This window comes from Photobacterium sp. CCB-ST2H9, from assembly GCF_023151555.2.
Taxonomy (GTDB): Bacteria; Pseudomonadota; Gammaproteobacteria; order Enterobacterales; family Vibrionaceae; genus Photobacterium.
Window position 1 is genome coordinate 602,325 of record NZ_CP100426.1, and the last position, 15,365, is coordinate 617,689.

Annotated in this window: 18 protein-coding genes; 6 read left to right on the top strand and 12 right to left on the bottom strand. The window is 47.8% G+C overall.

The genetic code is table 11. The annotated features are described in order from the left end of the window. Nucleotides 1-317 precede the first annotated feature (317 nt). The 4 genes from L4174_RS19315 (at nt 318) to L4174_RS19330 (ending at nt 3,678) form a co-directional block, all read left to right on the top strand. On the top strand, nt 318-1,010 hold the full coding sequence (locus L4174_RS19315) for a DUF4336 domain-containing protein (RefSeq protein WP_248142243.1): 693 nt from the start codon (nt 318-320) through the stop codon (nt 1,008-1,010). A gap of 124 nt (nt 1,011-1,134) precedes the next feature. Then, nucleotides 1,135-2,166: a M14 family zinc carboxypeptidase gene (locus L4174_RS19320; RefSeq protein WP_248143317.1), complete on the top strand. Its 1,032-nt coding sequence runs from the start codon at nt 1,135-1,137 to the stop codon at nt 2,164-2,166. Continuing rightward, nucleotides 2,163-2,951, top strand: a complete 789-nt coding sequence (locus L4174_RS19325; RefSeq protein ID WP_248142242.1) for an alpha/beta fold hydrolase — start codon at nt 2,163-2,165, stop codon at nt 2,949-2,951. Before L4174_RS19320 ends, L4174_RS19325 begins: the two co-directional genes overlap by 4 nt. Nucleotides 2,952-3,123: 172 nt before the next feature. Further along, the gene (locus tag L4174_RS19330; protein ID WP_248142241.1) at nt 3,124-3,678 is read left to right on the top strand and encodes a hypothetical protein; all 555 of its coding nucleotides are present in this window, start codon (nt 3,124-3,126) and stop codon (nt 3,676-3,678) included. A gap of 78 nt (nt 3,679-3,756) precedes the next feature. Here L4174_RS19330 and L4174_RS19335 read toward each other — a convergent pair whose 3' ends face one another. From L4174_RS19335 to L4174_RS19360, 6 genes are all read right to left on the bottom strand, one after another. Then, nucleotides 3,757-4,431: a CAP domain-containing protein gene (locus L4174_RS19335; protein WP_248142240.1), complete on the bottom strand. Its 675-nt coding sequence runs from the start codon at nt 4,429-4,431 to the stop codon at nt 3,757-3,759. Between the two features lie 409 nt (nt 4,432-4,840). After that, nucleotides 4,841-5,926 carry a molybdenum ABC transporter ATP-binding protein ModC gene (gene modC / locus L4174_RS19340; protein WP_248142239.1) on the bottom strand — a complete coding sequence of 362 codons (1,086 nt, stop codon included), beginning with the start codon at nt 5,924-5,926 and terminating at the stop codon, nt 4,841-4,843. Next, nucleotides 5,926-6,624 carry a molybdate ABC transporter permease subunit gene (modB, locus tag L4174_RS19345; protein WP_248142238.1) on the bottom strand — a complete coding sequence of 233 codons (699 nt, stop codon included), beginning with the start codon at nt 6,622-6,624 and terminating at the stop codon, nt 5,926-5,928. Before modB ends, modC begins: the two co-directional genes overlap by 1 nt. 30 nt (nt 6,625-6,654) lie before the next feature. Beyond that, a complete protein-coding gene (gene modA, locus L4174_RS19350) occupies nt 6,655-7,425 on the bottom strand; it encodes a molybdate ABC transporter substrate-binding protein (protein WP_248142237.1) in 771 nt (256 codons plus the stop codon). A 128-nt stretch (nt 7,426-7,553) separates the two neighbouring features. Next, the gene (locus L4174_RS19355) at nt 7,554-7,772 is read right to left on the bottom strand and encodes an alternative ribosome-rescue factor A (protein WP_248142236.1); all 219 of its coding nucleotides are present in this window, start codon (nt 7,770-7,772) and stop codon (nt 7,554-7,556) included. A 90-nt stretch (nt 7,773-7,862) separates the two neighbouring features. Continuing rightward, nucleotides 7,863-9,014, bottom strand: coding sequence for a serine hydrolase (locus L4174_RS19360; protein ID WP_254589147.1), 1,152 nt, complete (start codon nt 9,012-9,014; stop codon nt 7,863-7,865). 433 nt (nt 9,015-9,447) lie between these two features. On the opposite strand from L4174_RS19360, the gene L4174_RS19365 reads away from it, so the two are divergent. Then, the gene (locus tag L4174_RS19365; protein ID WP_248142234.1) at nt 9,448-10,116 is read left to right on the top strand and encodes a MaoC family dehydratase; all 669 of its coding nucleotides are present in this window, start codon (nt 9,448-9,450) and stop codon (nt 10,114-10,116) included. 223 nt (nt 10,117-10,339) lie between these two features. Continuing rightward, the gene (locus L4174_RS19370) at nt 10,340-10,816 is read left to right on the top strand and encodes a hypothetical protein (protein WP_248142233.1); all 477 of its coding nucleotides are present in this window, start codon (nt 10,340-10,342) and stop codon (nt 10,814-10,816) included. 42 nt (nt 10,817-10,858) lie between these two features. Here L4174_RS19370 and L4174_RS19375 read toward each other — a convergent pair whose 3' ends face one another. The 6 genes from L4174_RS19375 to L4174_RS19400 form a co-directional block, all read right to left on the bottom strand. Beyond that, on the bottom strand, nt 10,859-11,233 hold the full coding sequence (locus tag L4174_RS19375; protein WP_248142232.1) for a hypothetical protein: 375 nt from the start codon (nt 11,231-11,233) through the stop codon (nt 10,859-10,861). Nucleotides 11,234-11,297: 64 nt separating this feature from the next. Continuing rightward, nucleotides 11,298-12,458, bottom strand: coding sequence for a lipopolysaccharide assembly protein LapB (locus L4174_RS19380; protein WP_248142231.1), 1,161 nt, complete (start codon nt 12,456-12,458; stop codon nt 11,298-11,300). Beyond that, nucleotides 12,455-13,081, bottom strand: coding sequence for an energy transducer TonB (locus L4174_RS19385; RefSeq protein ID WP_248142230.1), 627 nt, complete (start codon nt 13,079-13,081; stop codon nt 12,455-12,457). The genes L4174_RS19380 and L4174_RS19385 overlap by 4 nt, the downstream gene beginning before the upstream one ends. Then, on the bottom strand, nt 13,081-13,485 hold the full coding sequence (locus L4174_RS19390) for a biopolymer transporter ExbD (RefSeq protein ID WP_248143315.1): 405 nt from the start codon (nt 13,483-13,485) through the stop codon (nt 13,081-13,083). The genes L4174_RS19385 and L4174_RS19390 overlap by 1 nt, the downstream gene beginning before the upstream one ends. Further along, nucleotides 13,485-14,030, bottom strand: a complete 546-nt coding sequence (locus L4174_RS19395; protein ID WP_248142229.1) for a MotA/TolQ/ExbB proton channel family protein — start codon at nt 14,028-14,030, stop codon at nt 13,485-13,487. The genes L4174_RS19390 and L4174_RS19395 overlap by 1 nt, the downstream gene beginning before the upstream one ends. Further along, nucleotides 14,030-15,364, bottom strand: a complete 1,335-nt coding sequence (locus L4174_RS19400; protein ID WP_248142228.1) for a MotA/TolQ/ExbB proton channel family protein — start codon at nt 15,362-15,364, stop codon at nt 14,030-14,032. The genes L4174_RS19395 and L4174_RS19400 overlap by 1 nt, the downstream gene beginning before the upstream one ends. Between the last annotated feature and the right edge of the window lies 1 nt (nt 15,365).

Genomic DNA, 15,365 nt, shown 5'->3' on the forward strand with positions numbered 1-15,365 from the left:
GGGACATTTTACTTACAGGGTGAATAGATAAAAAGCTTAGTTTCTTTATTTTTTCTTTATTCATCTGAATATGTTAACTCTGATGAAAAAATACAAAATTACATTTAACTGTGAATCATTGTCACATGAATGACACCAAGAATTCATTGATTCTTTTCTGACGGAAACCACTGCACTCTCACAGCGATGGATGACCACACACAACTGATAACCCACTATAATAAATAGATGAATTTTTCATGAGACCTGTATACCTGAGGGCTGCAATCTCTGATACACTCCGCCGGAAATGAGGGGTCGCTTTAAGGAATAAAGCAATGATTGAATGGAGTAAGGACCGAATCTGGTATATGGATATGCCATTGAAACGTTTTGGTGTGCCTGTTGGCTGCCGGATGACGGTCATTCGCCTTGAAAATAACAATCTGCTGATCCATTCCCCCATCCAGCTCACGACAAAAATTCAGATTGAACTGTCAAAACTTGGCCGTGTTCAGGCCATTGTCACGCCAAACCTGAACCACCACCTTTTCCTTTCCGAATGGTGGCTGGCTTATGCTCAGGCAACTTTCTATGCAGCTCCGGGACTCGAACTGAAACGCACTGATCTTGTCTTTGATGATGCTTTGGGTTCCCATTCCCCAGAACAATGGCGCGGACAGTTATTGCAAACCGTCATGCGGGGAAGCGATAAAGTTGAGGAGGTTGTCTTTTGTGATCCGGTCTCGCAGACGCTGATCCTGGGAGATACACTGTCCTGGCTCCACAACAGCCATCATCCCGCCACTATTGCTCTGGCGATCGCCAATGGCTGTTATTTCAAACCTGCCATGCCGCTCTACTGGCGACACAGCTTTCAGAACAAAACGCGCCTGAGACAATCCCTTCAGGAAATTCTCACCTGGCCCTTCGAGCGAATCTTATTTGCTCACGGAGAAGTCATTCCCGCGAATGGTAAGCACATCTTTTCTCAGGCCTTTCGCTGGGCACTAGGCACATCAAAGGCCTGACGCAGGACCATCGCACACTCAAGCCCAGCATTTACACCTTTGCCATCAGATTGTCAGCTTTTCTCCGGATGATGAGCCATGCTGATAACTAATGGCAGCAATAAAAGCAGGAGTGGGTGTGGATATGACTGAGCGTTTACCTGAGCTGAAGCAACTAGAATCTCTCATCCACAACCATCAGGGCAACAGTCTCTATCATATGCAGGCCAGTGAGCTGCTCAGGATCCCTTTCGAAAATACGACTTTCCCTGTCTATGAATGCAGATTCGGAAACCCTGATCCAAATCTGCCCTGCCTGTTTCTGGTGGGTGGCGTTCACGGGCTCGAGCGTATCGGCACTCAGGTGTTACTGTCTTTTCTTTCCAGTTTATGTGAGCGCCTGAATTGGGACGTCAGTTTGCATCGTACGCTGGAGGCGATGCAAATTGTCGCGATACCGTTGCTCAATCCTGTCGGCATGGCCATGCAATGGCGGTCAAATGCCCAGCATGTCGACTTAATGCGTAATGCGCCGGTAGACAGCCAGGAGAAAACCGCCTGGCTGGTTGGCGGACATCGTATCAGCCAGCGACTGCCCTGGTATCGTGGTGAGGCTGATGCCCCGATGGAGCCGGAAGCGCAGCTCCTGGTCGACCGTGTTTTAAAACAATGTACACGCAGTCCTTTGACCATCGCGCTGGATTGTCATTCAGGGTTTGGTGTGAAAGACCGTATCTGGTTTCCGTATGCCAAAAGCAAACGCCAGCCTGTGCCTCATCTGGGCAGTATTTACCATCTGCGCAAGATGTTCTTTCAGGCATACCCGCATCAGAACTATGTGTTCGAACCTCAGACTAAGCATTACACCTGCCATGGCGATCTCTGGGACTATCTTTATGATGAAATTACGGCGCAGGGACAAACTTTGCTGCCACTGACACTGGAGATGGGATCCTGGTTATGGGTCAGAAAAAATCCTCTGCAGCTCTGGCATCCGCTTGGATTATTCCATCCCCTGAAAAAACACAGAGTCGAGCGCACTTTACGCAAGCATCTTGTTTTATTCGACTTTTTAATCAATGCGACCGAAGCTTATACCAATTGGTTCCGTCATCAGCCACAAGGTGATGACTGGCAAGCAGCACACAGCCTCTGGTACAAGGATTCTTCATCATGACACCATGCCAACGTCCGGTCATTTTGCTTCGTGGGCTACTGCGGGAACAGCGCCACTGGGGAGAATTTACCCGTCTGTTAAAAATGCAGCTTCCGGATCGTTCGGTGATCACGATGGATCTGGCTGGAAACGGCCAGCGTTTTCTCGAAACATCTCCCTCGACAGTCAGTGCAATGGTGGATGATTTACATCAGCAATTACACTTTCTGCACGCCAGGCAACTCACAACTCAGAATCCATCCGAAGCCTGTCGCTATGATCTGCTAGCTATATCAATGGGAGGAATGATCGCCGTCGAGTGGGCAAAGCTTTATCCGGAAGAAGTCACATCACTGGTTCTGCTCAATACCAGTAATGGGAAACAATCGCCTTTTTTCAGACGACTGCGCTGGCAACAGTATCCGAAGCTGATCAGGCTGCTGCTCAGTCCGCCGGATGAACAGGAAGCAATCATCCTCAAGATGACATCCAATATGTACCCGGATGATCAGGATGTTCTGAAAATGTGGACAAAATGGCGCAAAGAATGCCCGATGGATAAAAAGAATCTTTTCAGACAGCTCAACGCCGCAGCAACCTTTCGTTATCAGGACATTCCTGCACATCCGATACTCTTGCTGGCCTCTCAGCATGACGAGTTAGTCGATGTTTCCTGTAGCCAAAAACTGGCTGAACACTGGCAATGCCCTCTGCAACTTCATCCCAGTGCCGGGCATGATCTCCCGCTTGATGATCCTGAATGGGTCTGCCGGCAAACGCTGAATTTCTGGCAGAGCATCCGCTGACAGCACCAAAAAACGATCGGTTACCGCTTTACCCCAAAGGCCAGACCCAAATGACTCATCTCCTTCGTCTCACGCTTGATACGCCGGAAGATGAACTTTGTCAGTAATCTCAGAGTTAAGATTCAGCGTGTCAATGATCCACCAATGCTTACCAACCCCTGGGAGACATTCCATGACTAACCATCCCTGTTTTCCAATCGCCCTGTTCGCGGGTTTATGCCTGATGCTTCAGTCCTGCAGCTCCAGCGACACGAATGAAGAAACCAACACAACCCCGGCTGTATCTCCGATTGAGCAAACCAGAAACGTTTATCAGCCCGCACGGACAGACAAAGCGCCGAGCGGAAGAAGTACAGTTTTTCAGTTCACCAACATCGCCTATTTCCGTGAAGGGCTCAAATATGACAATCCGGCCCAATTTACAATATTTGATGATGGCAGTTGGGAATTTTACGCAGCAAACATTCTCAATTCTAAGATAACCGGAGATGAAAGCGGATCTGGCGGGGCGTGGACTCAAACACTCTATGTGAAGTATTACAGCGACTGGGATACGTATAAAAGACAATGTGCAGGCACGATCATCCACTCACGGAACTATGATCTGGTCACCGCCAAATACAACGTTGAGCTGAAAAATTACAGCCTGAAAGGTATGGACAATGAATTCAAGCAGAAACTGTCTGATATTCACTGTATCGATGCTTATCAGCAATGGCATAAATAAAAGCTGACCGCACAACGAAAAACACCTGACTTTGCAGACTTTGATGCAAAATCAGGTGTTCATTTTATTCAAAAATGATTATTTCGGTGCAGCAAACACCTGGGTCCAGTAGATACCATACGTACTGCCAGAGTTTGTAACTGAAGCTGCGCCCATCTGAGTGAAGCTGCCGTTCATGATGTTTTTACAGTGGCCCGGGCTATCCAGCCAGCCTTGCATCACAGAAGAAACACTCTTTTGTCCGGCTGCGATATTTTCGCCGACAGTTCTCCAGTCATAACCCTGTGCGGTAACACGGCTGCTTGGCGTTGAACCATCCAGACCCGTGTGACTGAAGAAATCATAATTCGCCATATTGCTGGAATGAACAAACGCTGCCTGCTCCAGAGAATAATCCCATGTCAGTGGTCCTGCTGCAGCCATCCATGTTCCTCCACAGTCACGAGCCTGTGCACGTGCTGCGTTAACAGCTGCCAGCATTTCATCAGCCATGGATTGATCTGAGCTGCCTGAACCGGTTTGATCTGAACCACTTGTGCCTGTACCACCGTTTGAACTGCCGCCGGTAGAACCTGTGTTAGTTGAACCGCCAGTGGTTTGATTCCCTTCGCCGGTGCTTGGTCTTTCAGAAGAACCACCATTTGTCACTGTGTTACCAGAAGGCGATGATGCACTGCTTCCAGAACCACTGCCTGAACCGCCACAGCCAACCAGAGTCACCATCGAAAGAATCAAAACTGTAAGAATTCGCATAAGGTACTTCCACTTCGTAATAATAAGATCCTGATTTTTAAGACAGAGGCATGTAACAAGCTCAATCGGAATATGTCTCTGCAACGGGCAACCTTTACAGTTGCAACAATCAAATCAGCCAACAACGGGAGAGGAATATACTGACTGCGAACATCGACTAGCAATAGTTGATGATTAAAAAATGCACTTTCTGACAATCATTTGACACAAAGATCTGCCATTTTTCTGGCGTGAAATTGCTTTTAATCGCTGATAACAAAGGAGATAACTTGAATAAAGATTGTTCAAAAATCAACCTGATACAGGCTGGTTAATTTTTAATCAATTTGATTTAATCTTACCCGCTCGCTGCAGTTGTGCTGTCAAAAATCTTCTGCGGGTATCGTTAGAACACCAAAGAGATCTCAGATCAGGCCATGTCCTGCTGACTTAAACTGACGCCTTTAATCTGCGCATAGAGGGACTCTCCGACTGATAACTTCAGTTCATCCAATGCCCAAGGGGTGATATTTGCGGTCAGCCTTGAATGGCCAATTAATAGGTGAAGTACCACAATATCAACATGATACTGATGTTGTTCGATACCTTCGACAATCGCGGGAAGTACATTACGGATACTGGTTTGCTCAGGTTTAATTCGCGTGACTGACACATCATTCGCATGGATCCGAACCCGAATAAACTCACCTTCAGGTCTGCGCACCCGACTGACCCATAGCGGTACACCCGCGGCAATTTCAAGCTGACTCAATGGATAGATGGCATGATGCTGAGTCACTTTGAGCTGCAAAACAGCACTCTGTTCTTTTGGACTCAACCAGGGTCGCATCACAGAGGATCCCCAGACATCAGTCAGTTCCCCGGCAGCAATCACCTTTCCCTGCTCCAGCACGACCATATGGTCAGCAAGACGCAAAATCTCATCCAGACTATGTGACACATATAAAACCGGAATTTTGACACTCTTTGCCAGTGATTCGAGGTAAGGCATCAATTCCTGTTTACGGGGTAAATCCAGTGAAGCTAAAGGTTCATCCATCAACAGCATATCCGGCTGACTGAGCAGTGCCCTGCCAATGGCAACCCGTTGTTTCTCTCCGCCGGATAAAGCAGACGGAAAACGATTCAGCAGATGAGCAATATCAAGCAGATGAATGACTTCATCAAACAATGCATCGTTGGATCTTCCCTGGCAGCCATAGCGCAGGTTACCTCGGACCCGATAATGGGGAAACAGACGCGCATCCTGAAAAACATAGCCAATGTTACGATGTTCAGGTGGTAAATGGATGCCTTGCCGGGTATCACACAGCACTCGGCTTCCCAGCTTGAGTGTCCCGTGATCTGGCGGCGTTAATCCACTCACGATATTGATAAAAGAGGTTTTCCCTGCTCCTGAGCGGCCAAACAACGCCGTGATGCCCGTTTCCGGCAATCTCACATCAACATCCAGTCTGAGTTGCCCTAGCTGCTTTTCAAAGTTCAGTTCAAGCATTAAGCCCCCAGCCGACGTCTTGCAATCCGGGCAAGCCACTCGGAAACCACCAGTGACAGCAATGCAATTACAATTGCGATCACACACAAACGCCCGGCCTGCGTTTCTGCACCTGGTGTTTCAATGAAGGAAAACATAGCCAGAGGAAGAGTCTGAGTTTCTCCGGGAATATTCGATACAAAAGTAATGGTTGCACCAAATTCACCAAGCGCCCGGGCAAATGCGAGCACTGTACCGGTAAGAATCCCCGGCAACATTAAAGGTAAAGTGATGGTCAGGAATACTTTCGCAGGACCGGCTCCCAGCGTGCGGGCAGCCTGCTCAAGTTTGGGATCAACACTTTCCAGCGCCAACCTGATAGAACGAACCAGTAATGGGAAAGCGACAACAGAAACGGCCAGAACGGCACCTCGCCAGCTAAAACCAAACGAAATACTAAACCAGTCATATAAATAAGCGCCGACAACGCCCTGTCGTCCCATCACCACCAGCAGTAAATAACCCACCACAACAGGCGGCAACACTAAAGGCAGGTGAACAAGACCGTCCAGTAATGATTTTCCCAAAAATCTTCCCCGGGCTAACGCACAGGCACAGGCGATACCAACAGGCAAGCTCGCCAGCACTGCCGTGAATGCGACTTTCAGACTCAGTTGCAAAGCCGTTAATTCATAGTCTGTCAGTAAAAATGCTTCCATCTTAACGTTTGTTCGCTGTTTTCTGTTCGATCACCCGTTGGTCGAAAAACCAAACTTCCTGAATATGGTTGCAGCTTCTGCAGATTCCATATAAGCATAAAATGCCTTTGCCGCTGCTGAAGGGACTTTCTTCGTCAGCACCATTGGATAAGTGATCGGCTGGTGCGTTTCGGCAGGAAAGCGGGCCAGCACTTTGACGTTTTCTGCAATGGAAGCATCGGATTGATAGACGATCCCCAGCTCTGCTTCCTGTCGCTCAACCAGCAATAATGCAGCCCTGACGTTATTCGCCCGGGCCAGACGTGGTTCAGCCTGCTGCCAGAGCCCTAAGCCCTCCAGCGCCTGTTTCGCATACAAACCTGCGGGGACATGAGCCGGATCACCCACTGCCAGCCGGCTCCCTTGCAACGAAGCGGCAATATCCCACTGAGCATTCAGTTCAATTGAGTTTTCCGGTGAAGAAATATGCGTGATCAAAACCAATTGATTGTGCAGTAAATCTTTGCGCGAATCAGCATTCGCCGCTTTTTGCGCAATGACATAATCCATCCACTTTGTATTTGCAGAAATATACAGATCTGCAGGGGCGCCCTGAGCCAGTTGCCGGGCTAACGCTGAGGAAGAGGCGAAAGACAAGATCACATCATCACCGGTCTTTTTCTCAAAACGATCGGCCAGCTCTGTTAAAGCATTTGTCAGAGAAGACGCAGCAAATACCAGTACTTTTTCTTTTGCGCTTACAGGCTGCAAGGACAGTAAAAATACAAACGGAAGGCACTTCCACCAGCGAAGACGCATCATCAGGCTCCTTTCAATTCAATCACACAGGCATAGTAAATGAGATGACTATACCCGACAATTATTTTCTGACTACTGGGTCAGAAAAAAGCACCCACGAAAAAAAAGAGTCCTGGACAATCACAACTGAGTTAAGCGGCGATTGGCCAGGACTCTCGTCCGCCGTGTTTTGCTTTCCGTTGAAAACTGCCTTTACCTTTTTTGGCTTTTTCAACCCGGCTTCGGAAGACTTTGCTCGTGACCACCGCTTTCAGAGCATTATCCTGAATCACTCCCCGACCGTGTTCAGTTTCAAAAACCGTCTGCTCGTTCACTCTTTCTTTCGCTTGTTCAGCGTGTTTCTTTGCCATGATTAACTCCTTTGTCGTTCATATAAAAGGCAAATTTCAAGCGAAGTGTACGCCTGATCACACAAATTTCAAGTGTCTGTGCGAAAAACTTTATTCAACAGTTGCAACTTCAGAATCTGGCTCAAACGGCTCAATAAAACGTTGATAGAGCTTCAAAAATTCCAGTACCGCTTCTCTGGCGATATCCGTTTCACTGTTGGTCAGAAATACCATTCCAGTCTGAGTTGCCGGGTTAAACAGCATTTCTGTCCGGATCCCTTTGACCCATCCGCCATGATGAACAAAACCCGGGATCCCCTGATAATCGAAAGTGCGCCAGCCCAGCCCATAATAGACTTTACTCAGCTTGGCTCGATACCGGTACTGGTTCGCCCGGATCGCGGGCTGATGCAGCAGAACCAGATTATCTTCACTCAACACCTCCGGATATTGCCCTAATTGAGCCAGCATCCACTGCGCTAAGTCTTGCGCGCTTGCATTGACGCCAGCCGCCGCTGGAACATGATAATAATAAGGTGCAGGCTTCACCGCAGCGTAACCGGATTTCACACGGACATGCGGCTCAACTCTGTTTTCTGTGCTCAGAAAAGCTTTTAACCCAAAACTTGCATGCTGCATGTGCAGAGGAATAAATATCTGTTCTGTAACGAACTGGGTGTAATCCATCCCAGACGCCAGAGAGATCATATCGGCACTCAGGTTATAAACAATATTCTGATAGCTGTAACAGTCACCCGGGTCACAGACAAACTTCACGCGGTCTAAAACGGATAAAATGCGTTTGTAGCTGACATCATGCTCAAGCAGATCCGAGTAAGCTTGAGGGACCAGTCCTGTTGTATGCGACAACACATTTCGCAAGGTCACTGTTTTCCCAAGCGCCGGGTCACTAAACTCAATATTATCCAGATAAGGAACGACATGGGTGTCCCACTCGATCAAGCCTTTATCAACCAGTATTGCTGTTGCTGCAGAGGCAAAGGTCTTTGAAATCGAAGCCAGGGGGAAGACGGTCGCAGAATCAATCTTCTGATTCCCGCCTACCTTTGTGACACCGTAACCACGAAGTAAACGAATTTGCCCATTCACAATCACAGCCAGAGCAGCGCCGGGGATCGACGTTTTCACAGCCTGACTGACGTATTTATCAAGGGCAAATACAATATCATCACCGGGAGCAGCGATGACGCTTTGAGCACCAAACAGACAGAGAAAGCACCACAACCAGGTTCGACAACACACAACACCACCAGACTCGCCGTAACTCACAAGAGCACTCAAAGTAGGTATAACGTATTCCGCTTGAAACAGGTATCGACCTCACAATTTTCACTTCTTTTTCCTGCGACAATCTATACTCAAACGTATCAGTTAACATACTCACGCGATTGCCCATGATGTTCGATGCATGATCCAATTCAGAGCGTTCCTTGTTCAAATCATGTGCACATGCAGATACCACCCTCACATAAAATGTGATACTTATCACATTAAATGGGTAAATCATGATTTGACGCACAGTTTACAGTGACGAAATGAGTTTGTTTTATAATAATGACGACTCATCCGATGAGTTATTTTGAGATCAAGGGCACATTTTGATCCTGACGCTGATCAGCCAAGATTCAATATGCCGCCTCAATCATACTAAGAAAAAAGATAAAGGTTGGTACGTATGAAAGTGGTCGACTTTCTCAAACAAAAAAGTGAAATTCTGGCCAAGCACCCATTCGAATTGAAAGATTGGTTGTCGCCTTCAATCCGGGATTACTGGATTGAGTTTTTAAACAAAGCCCATGTATCCGGTTGGTCTAAAGCAGAAAGCATTGCACTGAATGGCGATGCTGTACAAGAAACTGCAACCATTGAAATTCATCCTGAAGCAGCAAAGCTGATGGAAGAGCTCAATGCATCGCTGGGTGAAGAAACACATGTCGGAGAATGGCTGACGGTTGACCAGGATAAAATCAACCAGTTTGCTGCAGTCACTGAAGACCATCAGTGGATTCATACAGACCCTGAGCGCGCAGCTGTTGAATCGCCATTCAAAACCACAATCGCACATGGCTTTTTAACTTTGTCATTGCTTTCTGTACTGACAGACAGCGTTGATCCGGAAAACCAGAAGTTTCCGACAGCAAAAATGACCGTGAACTACGGCCTGAATCAGGTACGCTTCCCGTACCCGGTGAAAGCAGGCAGTCGTGTTCGTGCACGCACGAAAATTCAATCGGTTTCACCGATAAAACGCGGTCTGGAAATCGTGCAGGAAATTTCAGTCGAGATTGAAGGCTGCCGCCGTCCTGGCTGTGTTGCTGAATCGGTTGTCCGTCTGTATTTCTGATCAAAACACTCGCCATGCCGCTTCAATATCAGTTTGAAGCGGTATAGCACACCTCCCCTGATCATTTCAGTTTTTGTCTGAATTCTCCTGAAATCTTATCTGTATCAGATCTTTGCATCAAACAATCACACGACATTTCAGGATCTGTATCCGGTTTGATATTGTTCAGCTTTATTGATCATTACGCTTATATGATCGTGAATAAGGTACAGGGAGAGAAACCATGAAAAAAACAAACCCATTTTCTGCAACTGACGCCGATCGGGCTGCAATCTGGGAAATGCTGGTCACACGTGATATCAAAGCATACTGTGATGCCGACTGGCTCCAGGTTGCCGATGACTTTGTCGCAGATGAATTTTATGCCATCAATGCCAACCGGGAACACAATCCTGCAAAGTGGACTTTTGCATTCTCTACGCTGGCTGAGTATCAGCAAGAATGGCTCCGACAAGCAAAAGTGGCTCAGGGAACGATGTATAACGAACCTCTGGAAGATGCCGTCCATGCTGCAACGACACTCAATGAAATTCAAATTGAAAATGGACGGGCAATTGCGCGTAAACAATTTAACGGCAAAATTCAACGTACAGATGGAGAAGCCGATGAGCTGCTGTGGCAAACCCTTTATTATCTGAAACAAACAGATGCCGGCTGGAAAATTTGTGGTTTTACCGGATATCTTCCCCACACAAATTAATCTCCAAACAAAAAAGCTACCCTGAACAGGTAGCTTTTTTCTTCAGACAGAAAGCGAGAAAATACAGGCTGACAGTGGTAATAAACCGGATAAAAATAAGGTCAATCCGAATCCATAATTCGCAGCAATTTCTCTGTTCTTATCCGTTGCAATCAGTTCAGACGACAGCTTCGTGTTCGATTTCATACCGCCAGCATCATGGTCATTTCTTGTACTTTCCCTGCCACCATGCCAAACCAGCGCCGCCATTCCCCATTGCAGTGCGAACATATAAAAAAACACATCCTGATTCACTTCAAACGGCAATTCAGAAAAACGATAACCGACCCAAACAGCGCCACCCGCGAGTAAATTCATCAAAAAAAATGACTTTAATAGATTCTTCATGTTTGTTTTGATTAAAAACCAGCCAGACATGCTAATTCTGCCACGAATGTCAGTTCATCAACAAATATCCGTACACCAAAGGTACAAGAAATCTTTAACTTTTCATCTCACGAATTTGATTCAGGTATTTAATCCAGCCTCTTGAAGTTTCAGTCGATTCAAGATGATCAGCTTTCTTTGCATGTATCAGCGCCTGTTCAAACTGCTGCAACTTGTAATACGCACGAACTTGCGCCAGCTCGACCTCTGCTTCTCGCCCCTTTTGATGGATTTGCTTCAGTTCAGTCAGAGCAAGCTGATAATGCCCTTCCTGCAGTAAAAGCTGTGCCAGCTGCCACCGGTACTGTGCGTCTAGCTTGATGGCTTTTCGCCAGAATGTCATTGCTTTATCCCATTCTTTCGCCGTCTGCCAGTATCTGGCTTGAGTGACAATTAAATCTTTATCCGTCTCACTGTTTTCCAGCAGTGCAAAAGTGCGAGCTGCTTTTTCCGGGATACCTTGCTGCGCATACAGCTGGCCAAGTGTTTTGATATCTTGCTGAGACAGTGCAACATCCTGACGCTTTGCAAGCGCTAACGTTTCCAGCGCATGGCGATGCCGGCTGAGTTGCATCTGAATTCCGGCCATCTGCCGCCACCAGAGTGTTTTTTGTGGTTCCAGTGCAATCAGACGATTTAATGTTGTCAAAGCCGGTGCCAGCTGACTTAATTGCAATTGGGCACCGAGTTTTAACGATAACGGCTGAATTTCATCCTTCCGGTGAGAGCTTTCATAGTTTTTCAGCGCCTTCAGAACCGCCTGCCATTCTTCTATCTGATAATGGGCCTGAGCAATTCTCAGCCAGAGTTCATCCGCTTTTTCAGTCGCCGGAATTGCCTGACTCAATACGTAGTAATGCTTCAGCGCTGTCTTATACTGAGCCTGAGAAAGCAGAATATCGGCCAGCATACGCTGGGTTGACCGGGCCTGCTCATCTTCCAGCAAACCACTTTCAACAGACTGTGTCAGATGTTTGATTGACTGAGCCGGTTGTTCCACCTGCCAGTAATACACGCCCAGAACCCGATCGATGAAAGCACGGTCATAAGCGCGTGAAATATCCATGCCTTTCAACAAAGCAATGGCTTCGCCCAGTTTATCTTCCTGCTGAAGTTTTTGGGCCTGTTGGACTTTACCAGCAGAATATTGTGAAAGCTGCGCTGAAAATACGACAGGCGTAAAAAACAGCATCAAAATGAATGCAAGTTTCTTCATGATTTATCGAGATTAAATTCCACTTTTACAGACTGCCCAGGTTGCGCCACTGCCTTGCCATTTTCCAGCTTAGGCTGATATTTCCAGCTTTTGAGCGCCCGAATAGCCTCACGGTCAAAAATTCGTTTGGGCTGCGCATCGACCACTTGAATGTCAGTGGGACGCCCACGGGAATCGATCGTGAAAGATAGAATGACAAAACCTTCAATACTTCGTTTTTGTGCTCTGGGCGGATACTTAGGCTCGACGCGATATAACGGCATCACCTGCTGATCCTTACCGATATCCGAAAACGCAGGCAATTGAATCGCCATCCCAGTTACGGATACATCCAAAGCAACGGATGGCATTATCGGAGAGGTCAAAGGAGTCACTGTGCTGTTGGCATTCGTATGCTTCGGCACAGACTCAGGTGGCGGCTCCGGGGTTTCCGGCTTCTCAGGAACTGAACGCTGACGACGCTGAACCTCCGATTCCTGCTCGACCATCACCATATTAAATGCCAGTGTCTCTTTGGATTCCGGTAATTGATGGTGACCGTTATCCACCATCCAGGCCATAAAACTGAACAGGCCGCCCGTCACGAACATAGCGATCGGCGCGGCCAGAAAAAGCCTGAACATCAGCGTTTCTCCGCTGCCAAAGCAATATTCTTCACGCCTGCCCCTTTCGCCGCATCCATGACTTTCACCACGGTACCGCTATAAGCATGTTCATCCGCCTGAATCACTAACGATGCTTCAGGTTGATCAAGCAGCATGGTTTCAAGAGTCGCCTGAACCCGTTCAACATCGACAACACGTTTATCGATATAAACATCATTGGCAGAAGTGATTGCGACAAAAATACCCGCATCTTTCTGACTGACCACATTGCTGGCCTGCGGGCGATTCACCTCAACGCCGGATTCACGGACAAACGAACTGGTGACAATGAAGAAAATCAGCATGATAAAGACGATATCCAACATTGAGGTCAGATCGATCTGAGCTTCTTCACGAGCGGCTGATGGACGACTTAATCTCATCATTGACTCCTTAAGAGTTTTTCGAGTTTTTGTTCACGCATTTTGCAGGCTTTCGCCAGTCGGGCATGCACAAACATTCCGGCCAGTGCGGCAACCATACCTGCCATCGTGGGCAACGTCGCCAGAGATATACCAGAGGCCATTAACTTGGGCTGGCTGCTTCCCTGACTGGCCATGACATCAAAGACAGAGATCATTCCAGTGACGGTGCCCAGCAATCCCAGCATCGGACAAATCGCAACCAGTACTTTAATGATATTCAGATTCTGAGAAAGGCTGAGGTGTGCTTCATTCAGCCAGCCAGCACGGATAGCATGGGCGTACCAGGAAGTTTGATCCCCTCTGGCGCGCCATTGATCCAGCCATTGTTGTTTCTCTTTCGGATATGTAAATGCTAAATACAGAAGTCGTTCTGTCACCAGCATCCAGCAAAGTAACACGATAGCTGCCAGCCACCAGAGAACCTGGCCTCCCTGCTGCATAAATTGCTGCAGGGACAGCCACCAGTGACCGGCGAAATCAGCACTGAACAATGCAACATCCATTATGCAGGACTTCCCGATTTTTCAGCCTCAGCAGCAACCAGGCTGATCCCTTGTTTTTCAAGAATGTTACGAATAGCGTCAGCCTGAGTGCTCAGCACATTATGAGCAAGCAGCAACGGCATGGCAGAAACCAGACCCAGTACCGTGGTGACCAGTGCCATCGAAATACCACCAGCCATTACTTTCGGATCCCCGTTACCAAACTGGGTAATCACCTGAAAGGTTTCAATCATACCGGTTACGGTCCCGAGCAGACCGAGCATCGGCGCCAGTGCTGCAAGTAATTTCAGCATCGACAAACCACGCTCCAGCCCTTGCTGTTCATCGACGATGGTTTCCAGCAGGCGCAATTCCAGCGCTTCAACAGAACGATTCTGTTCTTTATCGTAAACATTCAGCACCCGACCCAATGGGTTATTCCCGGGTTGTTCCGGCTGCTTTAACTGCGCTTTGATTTGCTGGCGAATCCAGAACAACTTCCCGCCGCGGTACAACGCAATCACAACACCAACGGCCAGTAAACCCAGAATAATCTTACCGACTACCCCGCCCTGAGACAGACGTTCCATCAACGAAGGTGTATGAGCCAGCTGCTCCAGCATTTTTCCACGAGACGGATCAATCACTGTCATCTGCATGCCCGAGTCAGCCATTGAGGCTATTTGGCTCAAAACTGGCGCACTTTCGGGTTGTTTCAGATAAGGGGTTGCAACCTTTCGCTCACCATTCCATGCAAGATACCCTTGTTCACCGACCAGCCCGAAGCTGCCGAGACGATACGCATCCACATGAGATTCATAGCCTTCGCCATTTATATAAGGTACAGAGACCTGACGCATTTCTGAGCTCGCTTTGATCTGCTCAGTCATTCCCTGCCATAACCCACGGAGTTGCTTCAGGGAAGGCAGTGCCTTCGCAGCGACAATCTCTTGCACAACCTTGGCATGCTGCTGACGATCTGCAGCCGTCACTGAAGTATCCATTTCAACGTCTAAGTCTTTGGCTGTTTGACGAACCACCCCAAAGAGCTCCCCCAGACTGCCTGATTCCAGTCGCAGGGTTTCTTCAAGTTGCGCCAGAGACTTTTCATTGTTGCTGAAAGTATGACTCAGACGATCCGTTTCTTCGTTCAGCTTTTTTCTCTCCGCAAGAAGAGCGTTCCGCTGGGCGCGAATCTCGGCCTCAGTTTGCTGGAAACCAGCTTCTCGAGCTTGCTGATGAACTTGCTCTGATTTCTGTTCCTGACGTGTTTTTTCTACTAACCCATCCACGGCCAGTACCGAACCAGATAAAGATACGAGTGACAGTGCTAAAGCCAACGTTTTCAGTTTCATC

Excerpts from the sequence above, each read along its gene's own strand:
- L4174_RS19315 (WP_248142243.1), top strand. The coding sequence starts at position 318 with ATGATTGAATGGAGTAAGGACCGAATCTGGTATATGGATATGCCATTG.
- L4174_RS19320 (WP_248143317.1), top strand. The coding sequence starts at position 1,135 with ATGACTGAGCGTTTACCTGAGCTGAAGCAACTAGAATCTCTCATCCAC.
- L4174_RS19325 (WP_248142242.1), top strand. The coding sequence starts at position 2,163 with ATGACACCATGCCAACGTCCGGTCATTTTGCTTCGTGGGCTACTGCGG.
- L4174_RS19330 (WP_248142241.1), top strand. The coding sequence starts at position 3,124 with ATGACTAACCATCCCTGTTTTCCAATCGCCCTGTTCGCGGGTTTATGC.
- L4174_RS19335 (WP_248142240.1), bottom strand. The coding sequence starts at position 4,431 with ATGCGAATTCTTACAGTTTTGATTCTTTCGATGGTGACTCTGGTTGGC.
- modC (WP_248142239.1), bottom strand. The coding sequence starts at position 5,926 with ATGCTTGAACTGAACTTTGAAAAGCAGCTAGGGCAACTCAGACTGGAT.
- modB (WP_248142238.1), bottom strand. The coding sequence starts at position 6,624 with ATGGAAGCATTTTTACTGACAGACTATGAATTAACGGCTTTGCAACTG.
- modA (WP_248142237.1), bottom strand. The coding sequence starts at position 7,425 with ATGATGCGTCTTCGCTGGTGGAAGTGCCTTCCGTTTGTATTTTTACTG.
- L4174_RS19355 (WP_248142236.1), bottom strand. The coding sequence starts at position 7,772 with ATGGCAAAGAAACACGCTGAACAAGCGAAAGAAAGAGTGAACGAGCAG.
- L4174_RS19365 (WP_248142234.1), top strand. The coding sequence starts at position 9,448 with ATGAAAGTGGTCGACTTTCTCAAACAAAAAAGTGAAATTCTGGCCAAG.
- L4174_RS19370 (WP_248142233.1), top strand. The coding sequence starts at position 10,340 with ATGAAAAAAACAAACCCATTTTCTGCAACTGACGCCGATCGGGCTGCA.
- L4174_RS19375 (WP_248142232.1), bottom strand. The coding sequence starts at position 11,233 with ATGTCTGGCTGGTTTTTAATCAAAACAAACATGAAGAATCTATTAAAG.
- L4174_RS19380 (WP_248142231.1), bottom strand. The coding sequence starts at position 12,458 with ATGAAGAAACTTGCATTCATTTTGATGCTGTTTTTTACGCCTGTCGTA.
- L4174_RS19385 (WP_248142230.1), bottom strand. The coding sequence starts at position 13,081 with ATGTTCAGGCTTTTTCTGGCCGCGCCGATCGCTATGTTCGTGACGGGC.
- L4174_RS19390 (WP_248143315.1), bottom strand. The coding sequence starts at position 13,485 with ATGAGATTAAGTCGTCCATCAGCCGCTCGTGAAGAAGCTCAGATCGAT.
- L4174_RS19395 (WP_248142229.1), bottom strand. The coding sequence starts at position 14,030 with ATGGATGTTGCATTGTTCAGTGCTGATTTCGCCGGTCACTGGTGGCTG.
- L4174_RS19400 (WP_248142228.1), bottom strand. The coding sequence starts at position 15,364 with ATGAAACTGAAAACGTTGGCTTTAGCACTGTCACTCGTATCTTTATCT.